Here is a 25,089-nt window from a genome sequence, read left to right as displayed (position 1 = left end):
CTGTGGAAAAAGTCTACAAACATGTAGTTGAAAACATAGCCTCCGGCAAAATTGACAAAGTGACCGGCATCCAGGTCATCAATTTGTTGAAGCAGGAAGAAGCCAATCTTCAGGAGGACATTGCGGTTATCGGCATGAGCCTGAAGTTTCCACATGCGAACGGCCCGGAGGAATACTGGCACATTGTTGAGCAAGGGATTGATTGCATTGGCAATTATCCCCTTGACCGTAAAGCGGTTACGGATGACTACCTTAGACTAAGTGGTTACTCGGAAGAATTTCTTCAATATCTGGATGGTGCATTTTTGGATGACGTCGATCAATTTGATTATAAGTTCTTCCGTCTCTCACCTAAAGAAGCCAGCTTGATGGATCCTTGTCATCGCTTGTTTTTGCAAACCGCTTGGCACGCTATTGAGGACGCTGGTTATGGTGGACAACGGCTTGTAGGAAGTAACACCGGCATTTTTACTGGATTTGCGAACAGCAACAATTACAAGGAAATGATCAAGGATGTCCATCCGGAGGAATTATCCATTGCGATGACAGGCAATATTGCGTCCATGCTTCCTACCCGCATCTCGTATCTGCTTAATCTGAAGGGGCCAACCATGGTAGTGGACACAGCCTGTTCATCTTCACTCGTCTCCGTGTATCTAGCTTGCAAATCGCTGATGAACGGGGATTGTTCCATGGCGATTGCCGGAGGGGTGAAGCTGGATATTTTGCCAGTAGACAACGACTTTCTAAAGATTGGTATAGAATCTACGGATTATCGAACAAGAGCATTTGATACCGAAGCGGATGGATCTGGCATGGGGGAAGGTGTAGCAGCTGTTATTCTGAAGCCGCTCCGTCAAGCTCAGAAAGACGGGGACCATATCTATGGTGTCATCAAAGGCATTGCTCTTAACCAGGATGGGACATCCATGGGGATAACAGCACCGAATCCGGTAGCTCAATCGGAAGTGATTGAAGAGGCATGGAGACGTGCGGGCATTCATCCGGAATCTCTGGCTTACATCGAAACGCACGGCACGGGAACCAATCTGGGGGACCCTATTGAGATTCAAGGTCTGGAACGTGCATTTCGAAAGCATACCAGTAAAAAGCAATTTTGTGCGATCGGTTCTGTCAAAACTAATGTGGGACATCTGTATGAAACAGCAGGCATGGCTAGTCTGATCAAGGGCCTTCTGTCTCTTTATCATCAAAAGATTCCTCCATCCCTTCATTTTAATCGTCCTAATCTGAATATTGACTTTGGTAACTCACCAGTATATGTCAATACGAGATTAAGAGATTGGGAGCAAGGGGAAACCCCCCGCAGATGCGGAATCAGCACGTTTGGTCTAAGCGGTACAAACTGCCATCTGGTGCTTGAAGAAGCCCCTGCGCAAGCGGGGGTTAACAGTAGCAGCGTGGTGAAAGCCAATCTTCATCCTTTCACGATTTCGGCAGGATCGGATCAGGGGGTTCAAACGCTAATCCAGCAACATCTGGATGCACTTGCTGCGCTGCAACACAAATATTCGCTCATGGATGTATGTCGAACAGCCAATGCTTGCCGCGGACATTATGCGCATCGATTGGTCATTCTGGCAGAAGACATGAACGATTTGATTCAAAAATTGAAACAGGTCTCATCTGGAGATGTTCATTCCTTCACCGCACCTTGGTTGCAATACGGAGAGCACCGACTGATCAATGACAATCGGACTATTTCCGGTCCCCATGATATTACACAAAAAAGTGTTCGTGCTTTGAACGAAGAGGTCAAACAGGAGCTGACTCGAATACACGAGTCCGTATTTAATCTGGAGCGAATTTGCACGTTATACGTGCAGGGCGCAGCGGTAGATTGGCGGCACATATATGAGGGACAGTCGACCTATACAGTTCCTCTCCCAGGGTACCCTTTTGATTTGCAAAAATGCTGGATTGACATGGGACATGTAAGTAACAAGGAGAGCGTTCATCAAGAAGAAGGACTGTACGCCTTCTCTTGGCGCGAGATAGAAGAGGATACGGATGCAAACGAACTCTGTTCAGGTGACAGGATCGTACTTTTTACGGGTGAACATAATGAAGGAGCCGATCTTGCGCATTATTTGCAGGAAATGGGCAAGAACGTAATTCTGGTGCATCCCGGAGAATGTTTTGAGCATAATGAGCCATTCAAGTTCTATATTGGTTCGGAAGAGGATCAGTTTGATGCTTTGGTAAATGCCTTGGGTGAAGGCTCATGGTCCCAGGTGATTTTTGAACCGTCTTTTATTAAACACACTGGGATTCAAGGGTTGGAAGAGCTGAATGAAACACAGCAACGTGGTGTCTACAGTCTGTTTTATCTTGTACGTGCCTTAAACAGACATGGCACCGAGCATGACGTAGATCTGGTTATTTTAACCAGAGATGTTCATCATGTGACTGGAAAAGAGCAGGTGCTCAGACCTGAACTAGCTACCCTGGAGGGGCTTGCGAAGGTTATACGCAAAGAGCATTTGAACTTGCAGTGCCGGGTTATGGATTTGGAAGACATGGCTTGGAACATGGACAATGTGAAGTATGTACTTCGAAGAACGGAGCATTTCCTGACGGCTATCCGAGATGGAAAAACATATGTCCAATCCTTTGGTCCCATTGGTACCGCTCCTGATTTAGAATCTGACATGGAGCAAAATCCGGCGCTTCATTCCGATGGAGTATATCTCATTTCCGGGGGTGCGGGGGGCATCGGAATTGAAGTTTCCAAATATCTGGCCGGCAGAGCCAACGTACATCTGGCATGGATCAACCGTTCAGCCCTTCCTCCTCGAAATACATGGGAAGATCTCTTGCAAGCAGATGAGGATCGGGCGTTATGCCGGAAAATTCAAAGCATACTCGATATCGAGAGCATGGGTTCTACCATTGAAATATATAGCGCTGACATTTCCAAAAAAGGTGAGATTCAGCCTATTGTGGATGAACTCCGCAGACAACATGGAAAAATCAGAGGCGTGATTCACGGGGCAGGAATTGGCAGATCCGATCTGCTGATAAATCGCTCAGAATCGCAGTTTAAAGGCATCTTTGATCCTAAAGTGCTGGGGACACGCATTCTGGATGAACTAACTTCATCGGATAAACTGGACTTTTTTATTCTGTTCTCCTCGGTGGCAACTATGTTTAGTGGAGCTGTTCAAGGAGATTACACAGCGGCAAATGCCTACTTGGATGCATATGGGGAATATCGTAATAAACTTGGCAAAAGGACTCATGTCATCAATTGGACGACGTGGAAGGAAACAGGTATGGCCCTTGAAGGTGGATTTACAATCGATACCATTTTCAAGACCCTTCCAACTCGGTTGGCTATTGAAGGCCTGCAGCAAATTCTCTCCCGCAATATACCTAGAGCGCTGGTCGGTTATCTCAATTATGAGAATGGTGGGGTTTACCTGCTAGAAAAGTCAGGGGTATTACTCTCATCCGATCTTGTCGCGCAACTTGAGGTATACAAAGAGAAAAAGAAACAGGAAAAAGCAGCCAAAGCACAAACGGCAGCTGTTAATTCAGGGGGAGAAGTAAACCTGATAGGCAGTCTCCATCACGAATTTAGTGATACTGAAAAACGTGTGGCTGAATGTTGCAGAAAGATCCTGGGCTTCGATCAAATTGATATTCACGACAACTTTTTTGAGCTTGGTGCAGACTCAATTCTGCTCATGAAAATACAGGGAGAGATCGAACGAATCTTTCCGGGTGCTATAGATGTCACAGATCTGTTTGAATATTCCAACGTACATCACTTGGCAAAATTCATAAGCGGGAAAAATAAGGAGCAAGGTCAGCGCCCGTCTCCTGCGTTAAAGTCCAGGGGAATGGATGCAAATGAGCGGGATGGCGATATTGCCATTATCGGAATGGCGGTTAATGTACCGCTTGCTTCTACGCCTGAAGAATTGTGGCAACATCTCGTGAATGGCACTGATCTGGTTCGATCATTTCCGGAATCCCGGAAAGCAGATATCGATAAACATTTTGCTTTCACCAATCCTAACGAGTCACAGATGAAATATAACGAGAACGCGTACCTTGAAGAGATTGATAAATTTGACGCAGGTTTCTTTCGCTTATCACCCAAAGAGGCCAGCCTGATGGACCCCAATCAACGTTTGTTCCTTGAAGCAGCCTGGACAGCCATCGAGGATGCCGGATATGGCGGAACGAGACTAAAGGGCAGTAAAACAGGCGTTTATTTAGGATATGCTGCAACCTTACGAGATCTGTATGCACGTTTGCTCTATGAAGTTGACCCAGGAAGCGGATCAAGCTCTATGGTCGGTAATCTGACAGCGATGATGTCTGCCCGTATCTCGTATCTGCTTGATCTGAAAGGCCCTAATATGGTTATTGATACGGCATGTTCTTCCTCCCTTGTTTCTGTGGACATGGCTTGCAAAGCAATCCGTAGTGGTCAGTGTGATTATGCACTGGCGGGTGGAATCAAGATCAATCTGTGTCCAGTAGATGATGAAAATATGAAGCTCGGTATTGAATCGACAGATCATCGCTCCAAAGCTTTTGATGATTATGCGGATGGAGCCGGCATAGGCGAAGGGGTTGCTGTTGTGTTTTTAAAATCACTTCAGCAGGCACTGGATGATCATGATTCCATACATGCTGTTATTAAGGGTGGAGCCGTAAATCAGGATGGCAGTTCAATCGGCATTACGGCTCCCAATCCGGCTTCACAAACAGAGGTCATTATATCGGCTTTGGAGGATGCAGGCGTTGAGCCTGAGACCATTGGTTACATTGAAACTCACGGTACCGGTACAACCCTGGGTGATCCGATTGAAATCAAGGGTATCTCCGATGCGTTATCCAGTTATACAGATCGCAAGCAGTTTTGTGCAGTCAGTTCCATTAAAACAAACATGGGTCATTCTTCAGAGGCAGCCGGCGTCATCAGTCTGGTCAAGGCAACGATGGCTCTTCGGGAGAAAAAGCTGCCACCGACCTTATTTTTTAACCGACCTAATCGTATGATTGAATTTTCTAATTCGCCAGTATTTGTAAATACCCGACTTCGAGAATGGAATTCGGAGGAAGGGCCGCGGCGATGTGGAATCAGCGCTTTTGGCATCAGTGGAACGAACTGTCATGTCATTTTGGAAGAGGCACCTGTGCAAACTTTTGTATCAGCCAACCAACGGAGAGCGTATGTTCTGCCTCTTTCCGCGAAAAGCAGAGCCTCGTTGATCCGCCTCATTGCTGCTTATAGGGACTATCTGCAAAGAGGTCACGAGCTGGATTTGTTAAGTATGTGTGCTACAGCTGCTCTAGGCAGAGGGCATTATAAGCTACGTGTTGCCATTCCGTTCAACGACAGAAGAGACCTCATATCCCGATTGGATGACCTGGCTGGCGTGCCTTTTAATGAAATCAAGCCACCCGTTGCCTATGCATCTGAACATCGTATGATACCAGACAACAAGGAGCCGGAGGTTGGCGAATTAACGGAACGAAAGTTGCAACAATTAAACGAAAGGGCAGAACGGCTATTAGGTGGTATCAGTGAGGGTCTTCAGGAGGAGCATCTTGAGGAAATATCCATGTTATATATCCAAGGTGCTGATATTGAATGGTCCAGACTATATGCAGAGGAGGAGACATTCCGACTACATCTTCCAACCTATCCATATGAACGAACCCGCTGCTGGATATCTGTTCCCGAACGGTTTGCAGTCCAACCCTCTTTTGTTCCAACCGAAGAGCCGACCATGCATTACACGACTGGCTGGGTGAAAGGAACGGAACCTGAACGTTTAGTATCCAATCCGCAAACGGTCTTGCTTCTGAAGGGGGCAAGCTCGTTATGCAATGATCTCTCGCGTGAGCTTTCCGTGCGGGGAACGCATGTCATTGAAGTTACGCTCGGGGAAACATATGCCAAAATTTCTCCCGTTCATTATCAAATGGACGGTTCAGAAGAGCAATATCTTCATTTATTAAAGTCTACGAGTAATCATAGAATTGATCAGATTATTCATGCCTTCACCCTGAATGGATCTGCGGAACCCGAGAGTCCATACGAATTGGAGACGGTTTTGTCTCAAGGGGTGCACAGCTTGTTTTATCTCACGAAAGCCATTGCAGGAGCCGGATTACGTAATCGGATGCGTATTGTGCTGTTATCTCGTTGCGTTCATGAAATTAATGGGCAAGAGTCGCGTCTCGCACCTGAACATGCAACTATGTTTGGGTTAGGCAAAGCTATTGGGCAAGAGCATCCCCAGTTGGAATGCAAAGCTATCGATATGGATGAGCATACGAATATATCCATGCTGATTAACGGAATGAATGCAGATGAACCGTTCTATCTGACAGCTTATCGTAACAGCGAACGTTATATGGAAGAATTCAGGAAAATGGATTTGGATCGAGCAGAGTTATCCAGTGTAGCCATTCAGGAACAGGGGGTTTACGTAATTACGGGTGGAATGGGCGGTATTGGCCGCGCATTTGCGGAACATTTCGCTAACCAGCACAACGTAACCATCATTCTTGCAGGCAGATCCGATTTTCCTCAACGTGATAAGTGGCAAGCTATTCTAGATGACGGCAGGAATCATAGCCTTTGTGAAAAAATCAGATGGATCCAATTGATTGAGAGTAAGGGCTCTACATTGGCTTGCTATAGCGTTGATATCAGTGACTTGGAACAAGTCACACAATTCATAGAGAAGATCAGGGGCATATATGGCCGAATTCATGGTGTTGTTCATGGGGCTGGAGTAGCCGGGGAAGGGTTTCTCGCTTCCAAATCGGTAGAAACCTTTAACAAAGTGCTGCTTCCTAAAGTTCAGGGAACCTGGAATATGGATCGCGCCACGTCGGATGAGCCACTGGATTTCCTTGTTCTGTTTTCTACTACGTCAACCTTGTTCAGTTCTCCGGGTCAAGGAGATTATTCGGCAGCTAATAGTTATCTGGACGCCTATGCAGCTTACCGCAATCGCAAAGGGGGACGAACGTTAACAATTAACTGGGTGGCATGGAAAGAAACCGGGATGGCCAAAGATTTTGGCGTAAATGATGACATGGTATTCAAGTCCGTGATGACACGATCTGCATTGAGAGCGTTCGACCAAGTGTTGCAGCGAAAAGTGGAACGATCCATTATTGGAGAACTTAATTATGACTCGGAGTATATGGCTTATGTCGATGACATGACCATGATGATGTCTGAGGAAGTTTACAGCAACATTCAGGAGAAAAGTGCGAACATCATCGCTGAAGTAAGGATGAAACAGGCATCCATGAATAAAGAGGTCGCACTCAGTGGTCGTAACGATGGTCAATATACCGTCATGGAACAGATGTTGTCCCGAATTTGGTCAATTCATCTGGGACTGAGTGAAATTGACCTGTATGATGATTTTTACGAATATGGCGGGGATTCCATTATTGGGCTCAAGATGGCATCGGATATTTATAGGGAAAGCGGAATACAGGTTAATCCTTCGGATGTGCTGCAATATCCGACGATATGGGGACTTGGAGCTTATCTGCAGACGCTGGAAGAATCAGAGGATGTGGTGCGGGAACAATCAATCATTCCACATGCGGAAGTGAAGGACATTTACGCACTTTCATCAGCTCAGAAGAGAATTTTTTATCTCTGTACTCAAGACCCTGACAATATCAGCTATAACTTGAATAAAGCTTTAATCATGGAGGGGAATTTCGATCCGATCACATTGAATGAGCATATGAACATCCTGATTCAGCGTCATGAATCATTCCGAACTTCTTTTCACTGGGAGCAGGGAGAGCCGATCCAAAAGATTCACGACCATGCAGAATTGATCATTGAAACACTGCCAGGTGTGATTGAGGGGATGGATGCCATAGGAACAGTCGTGAGGCAATTTATCCGGCCATTCGATCTGGAAGCAGCCCCGCTGATTCGTATGCTGGTCGGATCTCTGGAAGATGGCCGTCATCTGCTGATGTTCGATGTACATCATCTCATTACTGACGGAACGTCTATGGATATTATGATGCAGGAGATTACGTCCCTGTACAGTGATTCTCCTCTACCGGACATCCCTTACCAATACCGGGATTATGCTGAATGGAGCAACAAATACTTGCAATCGGATCGGATGAAGGTACAAGAGAACTTCTGGTTGGAAACATTGAAGGAACCTCTGCCTGTGTTGCAACTTCCTACCGATTATCCAAGACCTGATCGAAAAACCTATGATGGAGCCAAATTAACTTTTTACACGGATCAAACCCTTACTACCCGAATCAGTCAAATTGGCGCACAAACCGGAACCACATTGTATATGTTGCTTCTGTCTGCATTAAATGTGTTGCTCCACAAGTATACGAATCAGAGTGATATTCTCATAGGCTCCCCTGTAACGGGGCGTCAGCAAGGCAGCTTTGATGCCACCATAGGCATGTTTGTAAATACGATTGTTTTACGAAATGAACCTCTGCCGAATGATTCGTTCCGGGAATTGCTGCTGGATGTGAAACAGCGGACATTATCCGCGTTTGCGCATCAGGATTGCCAGTTCGACCGGATCGTGCAACTGGTGAATAGCAAGCGTGATCCAAGCAGAAATCCGCTGTTTGATGTGTATTTTGCCCTACAGAACGTAGGGATGTATGCCGGCGATATTCAGGATTTCAAAGGTACGTTGGTAGATTATGACAGTGAAATTTCGCGTTTTGATCTGGCACTGGATGCCATTGAGCGTGAAGGCGTTATCGAGTTTATTCTGGAATATAACACCAGCTTGTTTATGCCAGAAACGGCAGAGCAAATAGCCCTTGATTATGTAAGTATTCTCGAAATTATCACGAAACAGCCGGATGTATTAATATATGACATCGAACTTGATCGTGTCCGGGAAGTCACGGGGGATGCTGAAGATGAAGAAGTGCATTTCAATTTCTAGCCAGATAGCGGAGAGGCGATGATGGGAATGAAGATTGGCGTTATCGGAGCAGGAGTCATGGGCAAGGGGGTTGCGCAAAATCTTGCGCAATCCGGGCACAACGTAATTTTGATTGACATAAGTGATGCGATTCTGGACCAAGCGAGAACAGAGTTGCTTACTAACATTCGATTTTCTGGGTTCTATAACAAAGATGCAGGGGCAGAAGATCCGGATACTGTACTCTCAAGGGTCATGTTTACAACGCACTATGATTCACTTGGGGATGCCGATTTTATTATTGAGAATGTGCCTGAGCAATGGCAGATCAAAAAGGAAGTTTATGAGCAGCTTGAACAGTACTGTCCAGAGTCCTGCATCTATTTGGTGAATACATCCTGCATTTCAATTACAAAGGTGGGTGCTGTCACAAAAAGGCCTGACAAGGTAATCGGAGTACATTTTATGAATCCGGTACCGTTAAAGCCTGTAGTGGAAGCCATCCAAGGTTACCACACCTCGGAGAGAACGATTCTGGAGACCCGAGAGTTGCTGCGCACCATGGGTAAAGAAGCCATCTTGGTACAAGATCTACCTGGTTTTGTATCCAATCGAGTATCTCACTTACTGATGAATGAAGCGGCCTTTGTCGTTCAGGATCAGGTGGCTACACCAGAAGATGTTGATGATATATTCGTCAAATGTTTTGGGCATACGATGGGCCCGCTTCGAACGGCGGATCTCATCGGTCTGGATACGGTAGTTCATTCGCTGGATGTTCTCTATGAAACGTACCAGGATCCGAAGTACAGAGTGTGCCCCCTGCTCCGCAAGATGGTAGATGCCGGACTCTTGGGCGCCAAGAGTGGTCAAGGTTTTTTCGAACACGTCATTTTTTAATCTAGTAATTTATTAAACTAATTATAAGAGGTGACTTAAGATGGAGTCCAAAGTCAAAGTAAAAACATTTCTAAGCCGTTTCTATCGCAAACGTGAAATCCAGGATGATGAAGATATTTTTGAATTGGGGTTTGCTAATTCCTTGTTTGCGATGCAAATGGTGATGTTTCTGGAGAAAGAATTCAACATCCGCATAGAGACGCAGGATATGGATCTGGACAATTTCCGGACATTGAACAAAATCAATGAGTTGATTGAGCGCAAATCGGCCTAGATGTGATGTTTGTTTTGTGCGACCCACTTCTAAAATAGTTCAGGGAGGGATTCAGGTATGGGGGATTCGTTGGTAAGTCCGGTATTGGACAAGCAAAAACAGGAAAAGGTGAAGCTTGTTGTATGGGATCTGGATAACACGATCTGGGAAGGCGTATTGCTGGAAGATGAGAATGTTGTACTGAGAGAGGGGATAACCGATGTAATTCGGACACTGGATGAGCGGGGGGTGCTCCAGTCCATTGCCAGCAAAAATGATTATCAGACCGCAATGGACAAACTGGAGCAATTTGGTCTTCATGAGTATTTCCTATATCCCCAGATTCATTGGAACTCCAAGTCTAGTTCTATTGAATCTATCATTACTTCGATCAATATCGGTTCCAATACGGTGGCCTTTGTAGACGATCAGTTGTTTGAACTGGAGGAAGTGCAGTTCGAACATCCTGAGGTTCGATGTATTAATGCAACCCATTACTTGGATATTCCCGACATGGATATCATGAATCCCCGTTTTATAACGGAGGACTCCAAACTTCGGCGACTGATGTACAAAAATGATGAAATCCGAAATAAAGCCGAGGAAGAATTTACAGGGCCCAAAGATGACTTTTTAGCTTCGCTAGGTATGGTATTTACGATCTCTCCGCTTAAGGGAAACGATTTGCAGCGTGCGGAAGAACTGACGGTACGGACTCATCAGTTAAATACGACGGGATATACGTATTCCTATGAAGATTTGGAGCAACTCAGCAAATCTCCCAATCATAAGCTTTTTATTACGGGCCTGGAAGACAAGTATGGAGAGTACGGAAAGATTGGACTAGCCTTGCTGGAGATGGAAGAAGAATATTGGACTGTAAAGTTGTTGCTAATGTCCTGCCGAGTGATGTCGCGAGGTGTGGGAACGATTCTTATGAACTATATTCTGGAGCAGGCCAAAGAGGCCGGGGTGAAAATACGGGCTGAATTCAAAGTCACAGATCGTAATCGCATGATGTATTTGACCTATAAATTCGGTGGATTTCAGGAAATTCATCAGGAAGAGGACCTTGTAATTTTTGAACATGATATGAGCTACATTCAGAAAATCCCTTCATATGTGGAACTGAACATTATTGAAAATTGATAGACAACTCGATTAATGGAGGTCATACCATGGAAAAAATAGCGCTGTTATTCCCGGGACAAGGTTCTCAATATGTTGGCATGGGCAAGAGTTTCTACGATCAATACAGTATCGCAAAACAGACATTTGAGGAAGCAAGTGAGGTTGCGGGTGTAGATCTAGCAAAACTTTGTTTCGAAGGAAGCTTGTCTGAATTGAATCGGAATGAGAACATGCAGCCAGCCTTGCTAGCCACGAATGTATCCGCTTTTCGGGTGTATATGGAAGAAGTGGGGATACGTCCTCAGTTTTGCGCAGGTCACAGTATGGGTGAATACTCGGCGTTGGTATGTTCAGGCGCCATGACTTTCGCCGATGCAGTTCGAATTACCAAGTTGCGCGGTGCTATGATGCAGGTTCATATTGATCGCGGCACAGGGTCGATGACCATTATGGACGGTATTGAAGCATCAGCCGTGGACAAGCTCTGTCAGCAATACAGCGGTGATCAAGGCGTGGCGGTAGTATCCTGCTACAACTCGCCAACTCAGGCTGCGGTATCAGGTCATCAATATGTCTTGGAGGAGATTGAAGCAGCTGTACTGGACGCAGATGGCCAGGTTACTCCACTCATGTCCAGCGCACCGATTCATAGTGCTCTCATGGCAGAAGATGCGCAGCAACTTGGTCAGGAATTAGAAAAGTATGCATATAACATATTTAAATGGCCGGTGTTATCCAATGTAACGGGTCAACCTTATGGAGATGTAGATCGTATTCCGAAGCTACTGACAGAACAGATGGTGAAACCTGTGCAGTGGACACGCATTTTGCAATATCTCGAACGATTTGGCATGAACCTTGCCATTGAAATGGGACCGAAAAATGTACTAAACAAGTTAACCAAAACAAACTGTCCGGATATCCAATCACTCTGTTTTGGCGAAAAAGCTGAACGTCAGAAATTGATCAGCATGTTCCAGACGGAAGCCAAGCAGAAAAAAGGAGTTCCAACAGTCGTTACCAAATGTCTGGCTATTGCCGTGGCAACGCCGAATCAAAATTGGGATGAAGCAGAATATCAGCAAGGTGTTGTTCAGCGTTACAAACAAATTCAGACCATTCAGGAGCAGATTGAAAATTCAGGTGATAAGCCGTCAAAGGACCAGATGATTGAAGCTTTGGAATTGCTTAAGGGAATCTTTGAAACCAAAAAGTTACCTGTGAAAGAAAGAAATCAATGGATGAATCACATTATCGATGATACGGGCCATCACTATGAACTGGCGGAGTATCTGGTACACGAACCTGTTGGAGTGAAGTAACTATTCGGACGAATGCGCAAGGAGTTATGGCGTGTTCGTCCTTCCCAATAAATCCAGCAATACAGGCAGTACATAAAAGGGGGAAATGGAAGTGAGAGTATTATCCGCTGAGAACGTCTCCAAGTCCTATGGCAAACATCTGGCTTTAAATAACATGTCCTTCGAACTCCGCAAAGGAGAAATTCATACGATTCTCGGAACAAATGGCTCAGGCAAAACCACATTCATTAAAGTTCTAGCAACTTTGTTGACCAAGGACTCGGGTCATGTCAATATCGGCGGTTATGATCTGGATGGAGATGCCAACAGTATTAGACGACTGATTGGATATGTCGGGCAAGACACTGAACGTTCTGCTTACGCGAGGCTGACGGTACGAGAGAATCTGATCTTTTTTGGTAGATTAACAGGACTCAGCAAACATGAGATTTCCAATCAGATTGACAAATTAAGTACGTACTTGGATTTTTCCGAGCATCTGAATAAACAATTTATGCAATTATCCGGGGGGCAAAAACAGACCGTCGTTATAATGCGGGCCTTGTTACATGACCCACAAATCATCTATCTGGACGAACCGACCAAAGGGCTTGACCCGGTAATTTCCCGACGTGTACGCGAGTTTATTAAAAGCTATGTCCGCGACGAGGGGAAATCCATCATCCTTACTTCACATATTCTAACAGAGGTGGAAGATATGACGGATCGGGTATCTCTGATGCGTAAAGGAACGCTCCTCAAGACAGGAACAATTGCTGAATTGAAATCTAATCTGGGGGCGGTTGAATTTATTGATATTCCCAAGTCTGACTTGCCTTTAGCGGTTCAAGAGAGAATTACGGCTCTGCCGGAGGTGGCTTCCATCATTATTCGTGAGGAAGAAGATATCGTTTCGTTTGGAATTACCAACCTGTATGACGGGATGGGTGCGGTTATTAACGAGTTAAAGCTAGGGGACGTTCATACAACTCTTCAGCACCGACAATTGACGCTTGAGGATTTATTTGTTCAGCTCTATATAAATTCTGATGAACACCTAGAGTACACATTGGCGGGGGGGAGAGAATAGTGAGTATTGAATATGCGAAGGCAAGCACAAGCCGGGAAAATGTAAAGCTCGATATGATGGGGAAATCTACCGGTTTTTTTACTGTAGTATGGGCGACCACGGTGAAGGAATTACAAATCGCCGTAAGGTATTTGCCTAACTTTCTCGGTAATTTTCTGCAGCTAGGTCTGAGGGTGCTGTTTTTTCTGCTGATGTCCACTTTTGTTGTTTATCAGGGAGAGAATGTACTTCAAGGCGACAATCTGTTCATATTTTATCTGGGTGCTATCCTTGTATGGTTGTTCTACGGTGTAGCGCTCAATGCTCCTTTGGGTGCCGTAACAAACGATCTTCACAATGGTACGTTGGAGTATCTGTACTGTAATCCCATTTCCCGTTATGCCTATTATGTAGGGACAGTTGTAGCCAGTGCGTTAATGAATGTGATTGTTTTTATTCCCATGTATATTTTGCTTGTTTTATATGCAGGGCTTAACTTTGCGGAGTCGATGATGATTTTGTTAACCTGCCTTGTGGTCATCGTTGCACTGATGGCGCTTGGTGTCATGATTGCTTTATTGGGTATTCTCTATCGTCAGGTTTCTTCTATTGTAGGTATTTTGTTTATCATGTTTGAATTTGTAGCAGGGGCTTATTTTCCTGTAGATCAGTTCCCTGCATTTGTGCGCTGGATTGCCTATCTTCTCCCGTATACCTGGGGTTATGATATGGTTCGTTATTACAGTTTTAAAACCGAGTGGATTCCTCTTGCACCGATCTGGATGGAATGGTGCATTCTAATCTTTTTTGCTATTTCGTATACGATTATTTCCGTTGTCATGCTTCGGAAGGTCGAAAAAATGGCGAAGAAAAAAGGACTCAATCTGATCTAGTTTTCTGATCACCTCAATGAGGATGGAGGCGTGCTAATTGTCAGCAGAACAAGGTGCTTTCATGCAAAATTTGCTCCTATCAAGTCGCAAGTTCGAAGAGGAGAAAAAGTACTGGCTCAGTCAGCTATCCGGTGAACTTCAATTCAGCATGTTCCCTGGAGCAAACAAAGCAATTTCGCCTGATGAAACCAAACACGAGGAGATGCATTTTGCATTTCCTGCGTCTGTTTCGGAACATATCTTTCGTATTTCCGGACGATCCGAATCTGGAACGTTTATTTTGTTACTGGCGGGTGTCATGTACTTGCTGCATCGCTATCTGGACCATGATGATATTACGGTAGGTATTCCTTCCGCTACGGGTACGTTACAAGCAGGACAATGGAGCCCAATCCGACTGGATTTTGGTGAAGTGCATTCGTTCAAAGAACTTGTTATTCAGCTAAAGTCGCTTGTTCGATCGGCACAGAAGTTCAATCATCTTTCTCTGGATAAAATAATGAGTTTGCTTGGTTACCAGGAAAATAATCTGCCCAAACTGCACACCTTTGTTCAAATGGACACTACAGAAAGCAACGTGATCAGGGAGTCTGTTCACGCGGAAATGCTATTTTCATTCCAGGTATCACCAGAAGGTATAATGCTGAATGTGAATTATGATGCTGGACTATACCCGGTCTCAACCATCGAACGACTTGTTGAGCGCCTGATGTCTGTGCTATCAACCTGTACAGCCCATCCGGAAGAAGCATTAGACCAGGTAAACCTGCTTTCGCTTCAGGAAGCCAAGCAGCTCGAACAGCGCAATAATACTGAATTACAATTCTCAGAAGACAGGAACATCATTCAGATGTTTCGGTCTCGGGTAGTGCAACAGCCGGATGTACCGGCTGTCTTCTGTGACGAACGAATGCTTACCTATCAGGAGCTGGATCAGCACTCGGATCATCTTGCCAGGTATTTATGCTCTCAAGGGGTAAGCAAGGATGCCATTGTAGGCATCCTGTTGCAGCGCTCGGAGGACATGCTTGTGGCAATGCTTGGTGTTCTCAAGGCAGGGGCAGCTTACATGCCTTTAGATCCTTCGTATGCGGATCATCGGTTGCAATATATGCTGGAAGATAGCCAGGCTTCCGTACTGCTTACACAAACCGAACTGATCGATTCCCTTGTGTACACCGGTCAGGTGATAGACATCGCAAGCAAAGCGCAGTGGGGGGAGGTTAGCATGGATTTACCCTCTGTTTCATTAGGACAGCTTGCGTACTTGATCTACACCTCCGGATCGTCAGGCAAACCGAAAGGGGTCATGATTGAGCATTTCGCGCTTCGGAACTTTGTGGAGGGTGTCTCCCGGGCCATCCCTTTCGAATCCGGGAAGAAGATGCTTACCTTAACCACCTTTTCGTTTGATATTTTTGTACTGGAGACACTAGGATCACTCGCCAATGGGCTCACATTGGTCATGGCTCGTGAGGAAGACCAGTTAAATCCAGGGCGTATCGCTCAACTTATCAGGAAACATAGTGTTGAATTATTACAAATTACACCTTCTCGCCTGCGTATGCTCCAGATCGGACTTGCTGAAGATTCAACCATGTGGAGCCAGCTACGCATCCTGATGATTGGAGGCGAAGCTCTACCGCAGGCTTTGTATAAGGACGTTTCAAGTCTGACTTCTGCACGTATCTACAATATGTATGGCCCTACGGAAACAACCGTATGGTCAACCATTAAGGAACTTGTGCCGAATGCACCAATAACGATTGGTCATCCCATTGCCAATACACGCATCTACATTTTGGACAAGCGGCATCGACATATGCCTGCCGGTGCAACGGGAGAATTGTGTATTGCAGGTGATAGCGTCGCCAGAGGGTATTGGAACAGGCCGGAGCTGACAAAAGAAAAATTTGTTGATGATCCCTTTCACGAAGGAGCGTACATGTATAAAACAGGGGACCTGGCACGCATGAATGAAGACGGAGATGTGGAATTTCTCGGTCGTTCCGATTTTCAGGTGAAGGTGCGTGGCTATCGGATTGAACTTGGAGAAATTGAGAACCGTTTACTTGAGCACCCGGCGATCTCGGCCGCGGCAGTCACAGTGCGTACAGATCATGAAGGTGAATCCCTGTTAAGTGCTTATTATACGGTAAAAGATAACCAGAGCATTGCCCTTGAACAACTGCGGGATTTTCTGTTAATGGAATTGCCTGAATACATGTTGCCTTCCACATATACCTTGCTGGACCACCTTCCATACACCGCCAATGGCAAATTGGATCGAAAAGCACTTCCCGATCCTATGCTTGTGCAGCCCATGGGGCATGTTATTACGTCGCCAACCGATGCTTTGGAACGTCTTTTGGCTCAGTTGTGGACTGATGTATTGCAGTTGAAGGAGATTGACATTCATGCCCGCTTCTTTGACATCGGGGGACATTCGTTAAATGTGATCAAGCTTGAAGCAATGATGGAAAAGTGGAGTATGCCTCTTACGGCTGAAGACGTGGTGAGACATGAGACCATTGCTTCCTTGGCTGAAGTGCTCCGAAGCCAAGGATATAACGCAAAGGGATATCATACACCAATAGCGTCTTTTGGCGTCAACGATGAAGCATCGGAACACGTTGAGCTACAGTTACAATCTGCTCAAGAAGCAGGAGCAACTGCGGAGCCCGTTCAGCGTGTATCCTCAGTTACCGGAGAAGCGATTGTAATGATAGCAGGGATTGAGCCATTTAATGAAGTTTTCTATAAGAACTGCTTCTATAATTCACTTTTTCCGATTCTGAATTTATATGATATTGGCGTGCTACCCGTCATGATCAACGATCGGATGCAATATCAGTTCGAACCGTCCGAGAATTTACTCCGTCTGAAGTATCAAGCTGTTCTGTCCGATGAGCTGTTGATGGAACGGACAGGGCTAATATACGAAATTAAAAGATATTGCGAGGACATCCTTCACGAGATACTGGAGGCGCTTCGCTCACAACGTCCTGTCATTATACGAGTGGATTGTTACTATGAATCACTGCGCAAAGATATGTATTTACGTACGCATTGGCCGCATTCATTACTCATCTATGGCTTTGATTTTGAACAACAGATGTTCCATGTGATTGAGCATGATCATCGGGACAACCTCTCTTACCAGCGAATGGAAATGCCCTTCAAAGATATTAAGTTGGCTTATGAAGGTTTTGTACGTCATTTTTCGCAAGAGGAAGATGTACCTACGTTTTATGCATTTTCTGCTACTACACAGGGAGTTCCCGCAAATCGTATTCCGTTAAAAGAATTGCGCCAAGAGTTTACAAAAAATATACGCTTAACTCCTTCAGAGATTGATCAGGAGATGAAAAATCTCCAGTTGTTCATACAGAGGCAAAGTCTGATTCAGGAGGAAGAAAGCCCGGATCTGGCCTATGCAGAACTTGTATTGGAGTCCGTTGTTAACATCGTCAATGCTAAAAAGGTAGAAACCTATCGTATGAAGCAATTATATGATCCTCAAGAAACGGTGGTCGATACCGCCCAAGCGTTACAGGATGGCTGGAGTGATGTGCGTAACGCAATGGCTAAATCCGTATACAGCGGGATTATGAAACAAAATCAGTGGAAGAAAATATATAGCAAGCTGGAGGCTGTTCAGGAACTGGAGAGGCAGCATTTGAATACATTGCTCACGATTGGAGATTAGCTATGATTAAAACATTGCAAGTTCAAGACCCGTTAATTACGACATATCCACATCATGCCAGTTTGTTTTCCATGCTGGATATGGATACACGCTCACGTAGCTGGATCTATCATCATTTTTTGCTGGTTATCCTTCATCATAATGATGAGGGAGGTTATGGTTTGGATTTGTGCTCACAATATTATCCATGGCACAAATTCAAATTACCTACATGTCCCATGCTTATTACACGCGTATACGAGCGAGAAATCATATTAAAACAGTGGAGCCTTCAGGACTTTTTAGTGGAATTGATTCGAAAAGACAATTATATTTATTTCCTGAGAAATATGCCGGACGGAGGAAAGCATGAGGTTTTCATAACCGGTTTTGATTCGGATCGTAAAGTCTTTTTATGTCATGATTTTTGGGATGGATTCTATGGAGAAAAGTGGCTTCCGTATGATGAAATTACTGCTATAGAAGATTCCAACTTTGACACAGAATGGTCTACGGATTATCTTAACGGGATCTGGGCGATTGAGAAAACGGATGAGTATAAGCAACCAAGTGAATTTTATTATGAGACGGTACTGCAATTTACCAAAGAAGATTTGTTGGATATTTTAAAAGAATACGTGGGAGAAACAGATCATATTCGGACAATCCTCCGAAAAGACAATCGTTATCTGGGAAGTGAAATATATGATAAGATGACCGAGATGTTGGACATGCAGAAAGAAGGCATGACAAATATGCCGTTTGCAGTGCATCCTTTCCATCTTCTCTATGAACATAAGCAGCTTCTATCACAGGCTATACTTGAATTCTTCCCTGAATCTTCATTACAAGAACGACTGGAAGAATTGGTAAGTGAAGCTCTGAAACTCCGAAATCTCGTGATGTACATGAACGAATTTATTATGGAGCAGGGGGTATACAAGAAGTATAATACCTTGCTTGCCAAAATCGAAGAACTGAAGAAGTTCGAATGTTCTATCATGAAGCAGGTGCTGGAGAAGGAGCATTCGTCAGAATTAAATGTATAATTTGTGTGAAAATACTACGTAATGACGAGCGGTAAGCGCAATCTTTATATGGATGTGCTTACCGCTTTTTTGGACAGCATTCACTTTACTGGATGTAGAGCGTCCGAACTGCATGCAAAATGGCAACAAGCATATACAGAATACTCGCCATTTCATATCTTAGTAAAAGTTAATAGAGAATACATAGAAGCGTTAATCATGATTTCCAGAAAAATGATATTCATTGTAATATGCAATCTTTAATAAAGTGCTGCATTGGTTTTGTTGACACGTAGGCATTTCGTATACAATGGAATAAGCATGTAAGAGGAGGCGAAGGGATGATCAAGGGATTGACCAAGGCAGGACTTGGCAAGCTGGAATCAGATGAACAATATGTTACGTATGCAGCAAGGTATGGTTTTGGGGCAGTTGATTTGAATCCGCTCTCATTCGTACAGACGTATGGCATAGGACAAGCCCAGGATATGCTGGAACGTAATCAAGTCATCATTGGATCAGCGGATTTTCCGGTAGAATGGCGTTCAGACGATGAACAATTCCGAGAGGGGTTACCGAACCTGATCGCGATGGCCGAAGCATCTGCCGCACTGAACGTAGACAAGTGCTGTACCTACATTCTACCTTCTACCGATCAGCCTGCTGCGCCATTTATGGCTGTAGCGACCAAACGACTAAGACTTTGTGCTGATATTTTGGATGCTTATGGAATCCGGCTCGGACTAGAGTTTGTGGGGTGTCATCACCTGCGCACACAATGGAAGAATCCGTTTCTTTGGCGTGTAGAGGATACATTGGACTGGATCGATACCATTCACGCACCCAATGTGGGTCTGCTCGTCGATTCGTATCACTGGCACACGAATGGGATGGAGATGAACGAACTCCTGAAGTTAAAGCGGGAGCAGGTGGTTCATGTGCACATCAATGATGCTTATGACCTGCCTATTGAGGAATTGAAGGATGGAGAACGGCTTTATCCGGGAGAAGGTGTCATTAACCTAACAGGTTTTCTGAAAAATCTGCAGACCATCGGTTATAACGATGTTGTGGCGCAGGAAGTGCTGGCACCTGTACCCGAACTGGATGTGGAAACACGGTTTGCCAAGTCGAAGGCAGGCTACGATCGGGTGTTTGCTTCTCTTTAAAAAAATACGATAACCTTTGACCCATGCAATTCGTATGGGTTATTTGTTGTTGCAATCACGGGGCGAGCCGAATTGTAATGAAAATTTTACAATATGAATGTGTTTATATAAAAACATTGACAATACGTTAACAATTCCAAGATTTCCCGTTTACAAATCCCTCCTATAATTACAAACGTGATAGGTCATTTTTACTATGAACGTGGATAGTTTGGGGGGATGAGGCGAACAAGCTCTCATATAGACGATACATGCAAGCATACCAAGCAGGGCACAGCAATATCAGGCAAGATTATATGGAGAAAAGAAGGGTGACAAGAGCCAATGTCAATGAAGAAGACGTTCGTAGTGTCCATGGTAGCCACGGTATTAACAACCTCTGTGGCTCACGCAGTATCGGCTGCTCCTGTAACAAAATCTGTAGCTAGTACGAGTGCAGCTCAGGTGAAAAACTCCACGTTTACCATAAACGGTAACAGTGTCATTGTACGTTCCATTGTGAAAAATGGAGAAACGCTTGTAGCCGTTCGTGATGTAATCCAAGCGATCGGTGCACAAGCTGAAATTGCAAACGGAGCGACGGTGATCCAATTGAATGGTCACACGGTTAGCTTGCAGAACAAGTCCAAGCAGCTTGTCGTGGACGGGGCTAAGGTGAATCTGAATCAGCCTGTTACGATCATTGGAGGAGTAAGCTACGTTGCACTTCGTCCGCTCTTGGCAGGTGTAGGCGGTACCGTTGGATTGAAGAATGGTCAGCTTGAAGTCAGCACGATTGCTCTGATTGAAGGTACAGAGAACCCGCGTTTTGCCGGAGCAAATGAGCTAATTGTCTCCAAAAATGACGATGAGGGCAGAAGTGATTATCTCATCAATACGGCTACTGGAAAATATGAACTGTTGTTAACGACTGAAGGTGGTTCAGACCTCGTTGTGTCCCCAAGCGGCAATCAGGCAGCCTATACGAATGCAGAAGGAGCCGTATACGTTATTGACTTGAAAACGAAGGCTTCCAAGCTCATTACGAATGATACAAGCATCAAACCGGAATTGGTCTGGTCTGCGGACGAGAGTTCGATCTATTTCCTGCAAGGAGATAAAGGATCGGTGATCGCGAACTTGAATCTGGCGGACGGTACCATCAAGAAACTGGTGGAAGATAAAGTCGATTACAAAGAAAACTTGAATGTGTCACTGAGCGGCAAACGATTCGTCTATACGGTAACTACTCTGGGTAAAGTAACCGCAGATTCGACGAATGTAGATGCAGACAATGTGGACATTGATTTCTCGGCGAATCAACAGCAATTATTTTCGTATAACAACGGTGCTGACAAACCATCGGCAGTGAAGTTAACCACTTCAACGGATGATAAAGTATTTATCTATTCCGCAGATGGTCAGAAAGTCTACTACGTGAGTGTACCGTCTGAGGATGGTAATGCCTCCCTCATGTCCGTAGATGCATCCCAGAAACCAGTTACGGTGTATAGCGAACATGATGTAGAACAAGCGGTTTTGTCAGGTGGTGTTCTGTATGTACTTGCGGCGCAGGATGACAAGAACAGCGTGATTCTTTCCATCGATGCGGTGACCGGTCAACAATCCAAGCTCTACACGGTATCCTCTGACGTATCATCCATCGTTGTGAAGGGTTCACAGATTGCTGTCGTTGAAAACGGACGAGTGCTGGTGCAAGCGGATGGCAGATGGAAAGCTGTAACGAAGTAAAATCAAAATTTAACGTTAAATTCGAGAGGAGCTTTTTACAATGAAAAAATGGATTAAACCTTTCACAGCCATGCTGATGGCTGTATCCCTGGTTGGTGGACTTGGTGGTGCAATGACAGCATCGGCTGCCAAAAGCACGGAGAAAGGCAAAATTGTTATCAATGGATCTTCTGCACTCCTTCCATTGACGCTTCAAGCTGCAAGTGAATTCAAGAAAGACAATCCAAAAGTTAAAATCTCGGCATCTGCTGCGGGTTCCGTGACAGGGCCACAATCCGTTCGTAAAGGCATTGCAGATATCGGCGCGGTAGACTGGGATGCATCCAAAGATGTTCCTGGCTTCAAAAAATTCGACGGACAGGTTGCTCATCCGGTAGCTGTAACTGTGTTTACTGCGGTAGTAAATACAAACGTAGGTGTAACGAGTCTGACTACAAAACAATTGCAAGATATCTTCTCCGGCAAAGTAACCAACTGGAAAGAAGTTGGCGGTTCAGACGGTAAAATCGTTGTGGTTAACCGTAAGTTCGGATCAGGTACACGCGTTAACTTCCAACAAAAAGCACTCGATGGTAAAGACTTCATGAGCAAAGGGGACAACTACAAAGAAGTAGGTTCCAGCGGTGACATGAAAACGACGATCGAAACGACACCTAACGCGATTGGTTATATCGACCTGCCGTACGTAACAAGCAAAATGAAAGCTGTATCCATCAATGGCGTAGCTCCAACAGAGAAAAACGTGCTGAACAAAACATACAAAGTATGGGGTATCGGATACTACATGACGAAAGGTCAACCAACGGGTGCAACGAAGGCATTCATCGAGTACATCCAAAGCAACAAATTCCAAAACGGTTCCCTGAAAAAGCTGAAATTCATTCCGCTCGCAGCCGTTAAGTAAAACGTTCAGTCTAATCTGAATCAGACTTCAACATCCTGCACCTGCATTTCATAAGAAAGGGATAGCCAGCTTCCGCGCGTGGTCGCCAAGCTGGCTTCTCTATGTGAAAGGAAGAGTCCTCTATGATGGAAATGAATCCACCGGCGAACAGCCCGGCTCCGAATGAGCTGGGTTCAAGCCTTGGCAAAGCGCCCGAGAAGAGACGACGTTTTGACCGTAAAGCCCGGCTCCGGTGGTCTAACCGCATGTTTCGCATCCTCTGCATTAGCAGTGCGGCCTTTGTCTGCCTCGTTCTGTTCTGTATTCTGGTGCTTATGCTTCGCACAGGTGTCCTCACTTTTGCAGACGTCTCGCTGAAGGAGTTCTTTTTCTCTACGAACTGGGACCCGGAAAATGAGCACTACGGCGCGCTGACCTTTATTCTGGGTACGTTTGCTCTCACTGGACTTACGATGCTGATGGCGATTCCTCTATCTATAATCATTGCTGTATTTCTGGCGGAAATGACACCAAAATGGCTTCGTCGCCTGTTGCGTCCGGTGCTGGATCTGCTGGTAGGTATCCCGTCCGTCGTATACGGTTATCTTGGTTTGACGGTATTGATCCCATGGCTTAGAGACTTGAGTGGACGTGATCTGGCAGATGGTCTGCTTGCAGCGTCTATCGTGCTCACCATTATGGTGCTGCCGACGATTAGCCGGATTAGTGATGATGCCATCTCCGCCGTACCGAATAAATATCGGGATGCGGCGTATGCACTCGGTACGAATCGCTTTCAAACGATTACCCGTGTTGTGCTTCCTGCGGCAAGAGGCGGCATCATGTATGCGGTCATTCTGGGCATGACACGAGCCATTGGTGAGACGATGGCGGTGGTTATGGTTATTGGGAACACGGCGCAGTTGCCGACGAGTCTGTTCACACCAACCGCCGTGCTGACCAGTAACATTGTGATGCAAATCTCCAGTGTAGAGTTTGATTCGATCTGGAACCATGGCTTGTATATGATGGGCTTTATTTTGCTGGCGATCTCCATCCTGATGATCGTTGCCGTGAGAATGTTGCAGAAGAAAGGGGGACGTTACCTGTGAGCGTGAAAAGAGAGGTTAACCCGGCTACCGCGTATTCCTTTGGCAAAAGGCGAGCGTCCTCGGCATGGATGGATCGGCTGTTTACGGGTACGGTGTGGGGCGTAGGTATCATTGTTATTTTATTTATTGTGGGATTGTTGTTCCTGTTGTTGCAAAAAGGATTGCCGATGCTCAGCTGGGATTTCCTGTACGGTGTACCGAGTGAGATTGAAGAGGGCGGAGGCATTGGCCCGGCACTTTTTAACTCTTTTTACGTGCTGATTCTGTCCCTTCTCATCTCGATTCCGATCGGGCTTGCAGCGGGTATTTACCTTGCTGAATTTGCACCAAGCAACAAACTGATCGAGGTTGTGCGTATATGCGTGGAGGGACTGTCGTCCGTGCCATCGATTATTTTTGGTTTGTTTGGGATTGCACTGTTCGTCGAGTATTTCGAGATCGGTCTGACGATTCTTGGCGCTGCGGTCAGCCTTGCCTTCCTGAACTTGCCTGTGTTGACCCGGGTAACAGAGGAAGCTGTTCGTGCGGTACCAACCGAGCTTCGTAACGGTTCGTTTGCACTGGGTGCAACGCATCTGCAGACGATTCGGCAGGTGGTTCTTCCTGTTGCGCTGAACGGAATCATGACAGGCATCTGTCTGACCGCAGGCCGTGCTTTTGGGGAAAGTGCCGTTATTATTCTGACCGCGGGTGTATCCACGTCCGGCGAGATGTGGGATTTCAATCTGTTATCACCAGGCGGAACGCTGGCGGTGCATCTGTGGTATATCCAGTCCGAAGCCATTGTGCCGGATGCGGAGCAGATTGCCCAGAAATCCACAGCCGTGCTGATTTTTGTCGTGCTGCTGATCAATATTTTATTCCGTGTGCCGCTGTGGTTTAATTCTCGTAAAAATCAAGTGTAACGTAGAGCCAAAGTATGTGCGGCATACCTTGGCCTACAGCATTCGCTGCAAAATAGTATATTCCAATTCATCGCCAGGAGG

General features: G+C 45.4%; 14 protein-coding genes. All 14 read left to right on the top strand.

Features of this window, described 5'->3' with window-relative positions:
- Positions 1 to 2: 2 nt before the first annotated feature.
- The 14 genes from M3629_RS11740 to pstA all read left to right on the top strand — a co-directional run bounded on the left by M3629_RS11740 (position 3) and on the right by pstA (position 25,008).
- Positions 3 to 8,966 (top strand): SDR family NAD(P)-dependent oxidoreductase, encoded by an 8,964-nt coding sequence (locus M3629_RS11740; RefSeq protein WP_251506228.1) that lies wholly within the window; start codon positions 3 to 5, stop codon positions 8,964 to 8,966.
- A gap of 21 nt (positions 8,967 to 8,987) precedes the next feature.
- Positions 8,988 to 9,845, top strand: a complete 858-nt coding sequence (locus M3629_RS11735; protein ID WP_251506588.1) for a 3-hydroxyacyl-CoA dehydrogenase family protein — start codon at positions 8,988 to 8,990, stop codon at positions 9,843 to 9,845.
- A gap of 40 nt (positions 9,846 to 9,885) precedes the next feature.
- Positions 9,886 to 10,119: an acyl carrier protein gene (locus M3629_RS11730; RefSeq protein ID WP_251506226.1), complete on the top strand. Its 234-nt coding sequence runs from the start codon at positions 9,886 to 9,888 to the stop codon at positions 10,117 to 10,119.
- 57 nt (positions 10,120 to 10,176) lie between these two features.
- The gene (locus M3629_RS11725; RefSeq protein WP_251506223.1) at positions 10,177 to 11,247 is read left to right on the top strand and encodes an HAD-IIIC family phosphatase; all 1,071 of its coding nucleotides are present in this window, start codon (positions 10,177 to 10,179) and stop codon (positions 11,245 to 11,247) included.
- Positions 11,248 to 11,276: 29 nt separating this feature from the next.
- The gene (fabD, locus tag M3629_RS11720) at positions 11,277 to 12,551 is read left to right on the top strand and encodes an ACP S-malonyltransferase (protein WP_251506220.1); all 1,275 of its coding nucleotides are present in this window, start codon (positions 11,277 to 11,279) and stop codon (positions 12,549 to 12,551) included.
- Positions 12,552 to 12,636: 85 nt separating this feature from the next.
- A complete protein-coding gene (locus M3629_RS11715) occupies positions 12,637 to 13,620 on the top strand; it encodes an ABC transporter ATP-binding protein (RefSeq protein WP_251506217.1) in 984 nt (327 codons plus the stop codon).
- Complete coding sequence (locus M3629_RS11710) at positions 13,620 to 14,492, top strand: ABC transporter permease (RefSeq protein ID WP_251506214.1); 873 nt, start codon at positions 13,620 to 13,622, stop codon at positions 14,490 to 14,492. Before M3629_RS11715 ends, M3629_RS11710 begins: the two co-directional genes overlap by 1 nt.
- Before the next feature lie 37 nt (positions 14,493 to 14,529).
- Entirely contained in the window at positions 14,530 to 18,201 is a 3,672-nt protein-coding gene (locus M3629_RS11705; RefSeq protein WP_251506211.1) for an amino acid adenylation domain-containing protein, read from the top strand.
- A gap of 2 nt (positions 18,202 to 18,203) precedes the next feature.
- Positions 18,204 to 19,229 carry a hypothetical protein gene (locus tag M3629_RS11700; RefSeq protein ID WP_251506208.1) on the top strand — a complete coding sequence of 342 codons (1,026 nt, stop codon included), beginning with the start codon at positions 18,204 to 18,206 and terminating at the stop codon, positions 19,227 to 19,229.
- Positions 19,230 to 19,549: 320 nt separating this feature from the next.
- Positions 19,550 to 20,377: a sugar phosphate isomerase/epimerase family protein gene (locus M3629_RS11695; RefSeq protein WP_251506206.1), complete on the top strand. Its 828-nt coding sequence runs from the start codon at positions 19,550 to 19,552 to the stop codon at positions 20,375 to 20,377.
- Between the two features lie 330 nt (positions 20,378 to 20,707).
- Positions 20,708 to 22,108, top strand: a complete 1,401-nt coding sequence (locus tag M3629_RS11690) for a stalk domain-containing protein (protein WP_251506202.1) — start codon at positions 20,708 to 20,710, stop codon at positions 22,106 to 22,108.
- A 40-nt stretch (positions 22,109 to 22,148) separates the two neighbouring features.
- Positions 22,149 to 23,012 (top strand): phosphate ABC transporter substrate-binding protein, encoded by an 864-nt coding sequence (locus M3629_RS11685; RefSeq protein WP_090915333.1) that lies wholly within the window; start codon positions 22,149 to 22,151, stop codon positions 23,010 to 23,012.
- A 122-nt stretch (positions 23,013 to 23,134) separates the two neighbouring features.
- The gene (pstC, locus tag M3629_RS11680) at positions 23,135 to 24,103 is read left to right on the top strand and encodes a phosphate ABC transporter permease subunit PstC (RefSeq protein WP_251506200.1); all 969 of its coding nucleotides are present in this window, start codon (positions 23,135 to 23,137) and stop codon (positions 24,101 to 24,103) included.
- Positions 24,100 to 25,008, top strand: a complete 909-nt coding sequence (pstA, locus tag M3629_RS11675) for a phosphate ABC transporter permease PstA (RefSeq protein WP_251506197.1) — start codon at positions 24,100 to 24,102, stop codon at positions 25,006 to 25,008. The genes pstC and pstA overlap by 4 nt, the downstream gene beginning before the upstream one ends.
- The last annotated feature ends 81 nt before the right edge of the window (positions 25,009 to 25,089 follow it).

Source organism: Paenibacillus polysaccharolyticus (assembly GCF_023714295.1).
Taxonomy (GTDB): Bacteria; Bacillota; Bacilli; order Paenibacillales; family Paenibacillaceae; genus Paenibacillus; species Paenibacillus polysaccharolyticus_A.
Note: the sequence above shows the minus strand (reverse complement) of the source record. Positions and strands in the feature narration are given on the sequence as shown.

Excerpts from the sequence above, each read along its gene's own strand:
- M3629_RS11685 (WP_090915333.1), top strand. The coding sequence starts at position 22,149 with ATGAAAAAATGGATTAAACCTTTCACAGCCATGCTGATGGCTGTATCC.
- M3629_RS11735 (WP_251506588.1), top strand. The coding sequence starts at position 8,988 with ATGGGAATGAAGATTGGCGTTATCGGAGCAGGAGTCATGGGCAAGGGG.
- M3629_RS11730 (WP_251506226.1), top strand. The coding sequence starts at position 9,886 with ATGGAGTCCAAAGTCAAAGTAAAAACATTTCTAAGCCGTTTCTATCGC.
- M3629_RS11715 (WP_251506217.1), top strand. The coding sequence starts at position 12,637 with ATGGAAGTGAGAGTATTATCCGCTGAGAACGTCTCCAAGTCCTATGGC.
- M3629_RS11700 (WP_251506208.1), top strand. The coding sequence starts at position 18,204 with ATGATTAAAACATTGCAAGTTCAAGACCCGTTAATTACGACATATCCA.
- M3629_RS11690 (WP_251506202.1), top strand. The coding sequence starts at position 20,708 with ATGAAGAAGACGTTCGTAGTGTCCATGGTAGCCACGGTATTAACAACC.
- M3629_RS11725 (WP_251506223.1), top strand. The coding sequence starts at position 10,177 with ATGGGGGATTCGTTGGTAAGTCCGGTATTGGACAAGCAAAAACAGGAA.
- M3629_RS11695 (WP_251506206.1), top strand. The coding sequence starts at position 19,550 with ATGATCAAGGGATTGACCAAGGCAGGACTTGGCAAGCTGGAATCAGAT.
- fabD (WP_251506220.1), top strand. The coding sequence starts at position 11,277 with ATGGAAAAAATAGCGCTGTTATTCCCGGGACAAGGTTCTCAATATGTT.
- pstC (WP_251506200.1), top strand. The coding sequence starts at position 23,135 with ATGATGGAAATGAATCCACCGGCGAACAGCCCGGCTCCGAATGAGCTG.